5 protein-coding genes are annotated in these 5357 nt (G+C 37.6%); all 5 read left to right on the forward strand.

The window, feature by feature from the left end:
* Nucleotides 1-759 precede the first annotated feature (759 nt).
* The 5 genes from VP97_RS22025 (at nt 760) to VP97_RS22045 (ending at nt 5335) form a co-directional block, all read left to right on the forward strand.
* Nucleotides 760-1089 carry a MerR family transcriptional regulator gene (locus tag VP97_RS22025; protein ID WP_172656830.1) on the forward strand — a complete coding sequence of 110 codons (330 nt, stop codon included), beginning with the start codon at nt 760-762 and terminating at the stop codon, nt 1087-1089.
* A gap of 778 nt (nt 1090-1867) precedes the next feature.
* Nucleotides 1868-2782 carry a cation diffusion facilitator family transporter gene (locus tag VP97_RS22030; protein WP_050184310.1) on the forward strand — a complete coding sequence of 305 codons (915 nt, stop codon included), beginning with the start codon at nt 1868-1870 and terminating at the stop codon, nt 2780-2782.
* Between the two features lie 710 nt (nt 2783-3492).
* Nucleotides 3493-3732: a hypothetical protein gene (locus VP97_RS22035; protein WP_156153598.1), complete on the forward strand. Its 240-nt coding sequence runs from the start codon at nt 3493-3495 to the stop codon at nt 3730-3732.
* 96 nt (nt 3733-3828) lie between these two features.
* Nucleotides 3829-4989, forward strand: a complete 1161-nt coding sequence (locus tag VP97_RS22040) for a glucose-1-phosphate adenylyltransferase (RefSeq protein ID WP_050184312.1) — start codon at nt 3829-3831, stop codon at nt 4987-4989.
* Between the two features lie 166 nt (nt 4990-5155).
* Nucleotides 5156-5335, forward strand: a complete 180-nt coding sequence (locus tag VP97_RS22045; protein ID WP_050184313.1) for a DUF2187 family protein — start codon at nt 5156-5158, stop codon at nt 5333-5335.
* Nucleotides 5336-5357 lie beyond the last annotated feature (22 nt).

Raw genomic sequence — 5357 nt, forward strand, 5'->3', positions numbered from 1 at the left:
GCAGGACGCCGCCTGGCAAAGTAGAGAGGACAGTTGAAAACTGTCCTCTCTTTTTGTTCTTTATACTCATGTATATGCATATACAAATATACAGATAAACATGTATACGGTTGGATAGAAAATTATTTTCGCCTAACAGAGTGATGTCCTAATTAAGAAGAATATGGAGAACCTAAATCATTACACTTTGATTTTTGTATAAATCTTCAAGAGTAATTTTTCGCGACAACAGTATGAATACGTTCTAGTAAACTCGTTTAAATACTCACCTTAATTATTGTACACTGGCAAGAAGATGGCTTAATCATTCACACGTTTTATTACTTTAAAATTAGTTAATTTAACACTCTCACGCTCTATTCTCATAAACTATTTCCTCAAATAAAGAAACGAACTCCTCAACGTCTGCCTTTACGAATTTGATCATCTTCACTGCCTGCCGGGCCCTCTTTTTTGGAAAAAGCTATTCTAAAGTTTAAATATCCCTCATTCATTCCATTACAATGGGCAGAGATGCCAAGAACGGACGGAGCTAACACCTATTCTTGCACTGCTCATGCCCGGGAACCATTTTGATATTATTTACTATACTGTGCTTTTATAAAAATCATAAATCATTTATTACTACTAATGGGTTAGACAGAAGGTAAGTGTGGGTAAATTTATTGTCAAATGCTGATATGTAGATGAAAGGCTTTGAGTATTTGTTTTAAGCTTATAACGAATATTACTATGTGTGGGGAGGATATCATGTATTCGATGAGTGAATTTTCAAAGCTATGTGGTACATCCGTAAAAACATTATGTTATTACAGTGATATTGGCCTGCTGAAGCCATCTTATATAGATCATTTAACAAATCATTGGTATTATAGTCACGATAAAATCCAAACAATAAATAAAATTAATCTCTTAAAAAGCTGTGATATCTCTGTACTAGCCATTAAGGAATTAGTTGAAACCGGGAATGAAAATATTATCAAATGGAAAGTGGTGCTAGAACGGAAAATTACAGAGCTGGAGGGTTTAAAAAAGCACATTGCCTGGCATATACAAGAGATGGACAAATTAAAACAACGCATGGAATAAGAAGCTTTAATGAATGTAAAAGCTCACTGTTAGTACTAGTTTCTAAAGAATCAAGAAAACAAAGCCATTTACTCTAGCAATCTAAAAACAAGTATTCTTTTTATTAGTCAGCTTGTTAAGCAGTTATTTGCTTAAAGTTTATGCATATTTTTCACTTGGCTCTAGACAGGATTGGAAAGTGTGACGACATGTCTTTGTTTCCGTCAATGCTAGTTTAAAACATATATCCAGGCTTAAACATACTGCCGCCAAATATACATATTGGTTAAAAAGAGAAGAAAAGCGTTAAAACAGCGTGCAATAAATTATCCGGTTAATGGAAAGTTATTTTGGGGTTGAAGAAATATCTGATTATAAAAATAAAGCCATGCATGTTTGTTTTAGAAAAAATATAGATAGAGCAAAGTAGACAGGGACTAATAGTACATACTTTTTTAAAAGCAGTGCTTCCGGCATAATCAGGAGGCTAAACATGTATTGAAGCACACCTTCAAAAAATTTTATGCGCCTTTTCTATCACAACAGCTGCTAATTAATGCAGCCATTTACGATGTAATGAAGGAATGAACACTCAGAAGGTGTTCTCGTTATTCAAATATTCACACATATATTTGAGTATATTTCCAGAAATTCATACAGTAAAAGTCAAAATTGCTTTTTATTTTTCAATTAACAGGTCACAGAAATCGTTGAAAAACGGGACATAACCCGGTCATTTTTGCAGAAATATCTATTATGTAATTATAAACGGCTTTTTAATTAAAAGGGGTGTGAAACAATGGAACATTCTCATTCACATGGTCACAGCCATCATCATGGAAGCAGCAATAAAACAGCTTTAAAATGGTCCTTTTTCTTAATTGCTTCTTACATGATTATAGAGGTTATAGGCGGAATTTTAACGAATAGCCTGGCTTTACTTTCAGATGCGGGGCACATGCTGAGTGATGCAGCGGCACTAGGAATGGGTTATGCAGCCGTGACAGTGGGGCAAAAAGCAGCGTCCAGTCGAAAAACTTTTGGCTATAAGCGCTTTGAAATATTAGCCGCTTTTATAAATGGCCTGACACTCATAATCATTTCTGTCTACATTTTCTTTGAAGCCTGTCAGCGGATAACCAGTCCGTCGGAAGTGGTCAGCTCTGGAATGCTGATTATTTCTATCATTGGTTTGATTGTCAATATTGCAGCTGCTTTCATTTTAATGAGAGGGGATAAAAATGAAAATTTAAATGTGAGAAGCGCCTTTTTGCATGTGCTGGGAGATATGCTCGGATCTTTTGGCGCAATTGTCGCTGCGCTGATGATTATGTTTTTTGGCTGGAACCTGGCTGATCCAATTGCCAGTATCATTGTCGCTTTGTTGATTATTGTGAGTGGCTACCGGGTTACACGGGATTCGATTCACATTTTAATGGAAGGAGCGCCATTGAATATAGATATCGAGCAAGTAAAAGCAAAGCTGCTTTCACTAAATGAAGTAAAAGGAGTCCATGATTTGCATGCCTGGTCGATCACCTCTGACTTTCCGGCTCTCAGCTGTCATCTGATAGTAGGCGATGAGCAGGATGAGCAGGGCGTTTTAGCCAGGGCGAAAAAGCTGCTTCATGACGAATTTGAATTGCATCATGTGACCATTCAAATTGATAAAGAAGGCAGTGAAAAATGTTCAGCAGAAGATTACTGTAATTAAAGGCAAGGGGTATAGGTCATATAAGGCAGCCCCTCTCCTTTGCCAAATAAAGCGTGTATGAACGGTTCAAGAGCAGCTGAATAGAACAGGGTTATCTTTTCTTGTTTTTTGGGGGAAGAGATAACCCTTTCTTTTTTGGATCATTAGCTGGAAAAGTAGTTATTGGCCCTATAAAAGCGGCAGCTGCACTAGCTCAAGAGTATGAAAGGGCTCGTTAAAGAACATATCGGAAAGACAATATACACTTTCATGTTTTTGTGGATCACTTTTCCAGAGGGACATTTGATTATTTCTAGAAGAAGGTACGTACCTTAAAAAGTGAAGAAAATACAAGTGTATATCGTATCGTTAAAAACATTCGTTTGTAAAGATGCAGTTTGCAGGAAATCGGCGGTACTGTTCGAAAACAGCGCCGCCATTGAGGAGGATGGTTATAAATTTTACAAAATTGTAAGGAGAAATCCAATAATTGAAGGACTTCTCAAACTTATCTAGAACTATACATAAAGCATTTACATACAAAGTGATGTAAACAATTCGTTGTTAATAACAAACGTGCTGCAATCCTATATGGTATTTAAAAACTAAAATGCCATTATGTGTTTTGTACGTTTAACAGATGAAGAAACCGAGCCGCTGTATATGCTCTAATATTTGTTGGTGTATTACATAAGCTTCGCATTGAAAAATTAACGGTCGCAGCTATATTATTGTCAGGAGTTGAGAAACTAGATATTACAGAGGGACAGCCTAAAGTGATTGAGGAATTTAAAATAAAGCCTTTGCATGTAATTTCAATGTTCACTGTTGGGAAGACGGGCAGGAAAAAAGCTGTTCTTCGCTTGAATGTAAAAGGAGTAAAAACATCGCAGACCAAAGCCAGTCCGGATCTTCAAGTATTTACAGAAGAAGGAGAAGCGAATTTGCTTTTTTCTAGGAACGAGCGTTAAAAATATTTAGAACGATGATTAAATAAGTAGCATGTATGACTTTCGAGAAAATGACAAAGACATTTACTATATAAAAGAGAGAAGGAGATAATCATTATGGCAGTAAATCAAAAATGTGTTGCTATGCTTCTTGCTGGAGGAAAAGGAAGCAGGCTTGGTGAAATAACAGAGAACCTGGCAAAACCAGCAGTACCGTTCGGCGGCAAATATAGGATTGTTGATTTTCCTCTTTCTAATTGTGCTAACTCAGGCATTGAAACCGTTGGTGTATTAACACAATATCAGCCGCTTGTATTAAGCGCGTACATTGGAAATGGACGGGCATGGAACCTTGATCGGCGAAATGGTGGAGTAACTGTTCTCCCCCCTTACGCAAGTGCTTCGAAAGTTAATTGGTATACAGGGACAGCCAGCGCCATTTATGAAAACATTCACTACATTGAGCAGCAAAATCCGGAACATGTGTTGATTTTATCTGGAGACCACATTTATAAAATGGATTATAACGAAATGCTGGATCATCATGTTGCGAAGAATGCAGATGCGACTATTTCCGTTATTGAAGTGCCTTGGAACGAAGCCAGCCGATTTGGCATTATGAAGACCGACAAACAAAGCAATATTATAAGTTTTGATGAAAAGCCGGAAAAGCCAGAAAGCAACCTGGCTTCGATGGGGGTTTACATATTTAAATGGCCGGTTCTTAAAAAGTACTTAGAGAAAGATGCCATTTATTTCTATTCATCCCATGACTTTGGAAAAGACATTATCCCAGCCTTACTCCATGATCAGCAAAAACTATCGGCATATTCATTCAAGGGTTATTGGAAAGACGTCGGGACACTAGAAAGCCTCTGGGAAGCCAATATGGATCTGCTGGACCGTGAGAATAAACTGCACCTTTATGATGCTTCCTGGCCTATTTATTCATCGAATGATTGTCTTCCTCCGCAGGTTGTGGGCAGGCAGGCAGTAATCCGGCATTCTATATTAAGTGAAGGATGCCGTATCGATGGTGAGGTTCAGTATTCTGTACTGTCTCCAAACGTAAAGGTTGAGACCAATGCATTTGTCCGAGACTCGGTCATTATGCCCAAGGCCCGTATTGGAAGCGGTTCATACATTGAACGGGCAATTGTAATGGAGAACGTTGAAGTGCCCCCAGGTACAATTATTCAAAATCGTTCAACAGATATACTTCTGATTACAGAAGCCTTTTTAGCCGCATATGAAAAAAAGCAACTCTTATCAAAGTAAATATCGTCCATGCGAAGCAACAGCTTTTCGTCTGGCGTACGATGCATTCTAAAAATGGAGTGACAAACAGTAGCAGAGATGTTCAGGCAACAAAGAAGAATAGAGAGAAATAAAATGGAATACAAAAATATAGAAGTATTGTATAGGGAAGAGGAGGATGATTGGGATGACAACAAAAAAAGCCACAATAGGCTCCATCATTACATTTAACAATGGGATCAAAGGGATTGTTCAGAAAGTAAATGAAAACTCGGTCATTGTCGCAATTACGGAAAACCGGACTTCTCATGAGTATGAAGGAGACCGTACAGTAGTCAACCATAGAAGATATACAATTGTTTCTTAATCGCAACAAGGGATAAGCAGGC

Origin of the sequence: Domibacillus robiginosus, from assembly GCF_000966195.1 — a bacterium.
Classification (GTDB): Bacteria; Bacillota; Bacilli; order Bacillales; family Domibacillaceae; genus Domibacillus; species Domibacillus robiginosus.

Bases quoted from the DNA above. Each gene is read 5' to 3' on its own strand.
- VP97_RS22025 (WP_172656830.1), top strand. From the start codon at position 760: ATGAGTGAATTTTCAAAGCTATGTGGTACATCCGTAAAAACATTATGT.
- VP97_RS22030 (WP_050184310.1), top strand. From the start codon at position 1,868: ATGGAACATTCTCATTCACATGGTCACAGCCATCATCATGGAAGCAGC.
- VP97_RS22040 (WP_050184312.1), top strand. From the start codon at position 3,829: ATGGCAGTAAATCAAAAATGTGTTGCTATGCTTCTTGCTGGAGGAAAA.
- VP97_RS22045 (WP_050184313.1), top strand. From the start codon at position 5,156: ATGACAACAAAAAAAGCCACAATAGGCTCCATCATTACATTTAACAAT.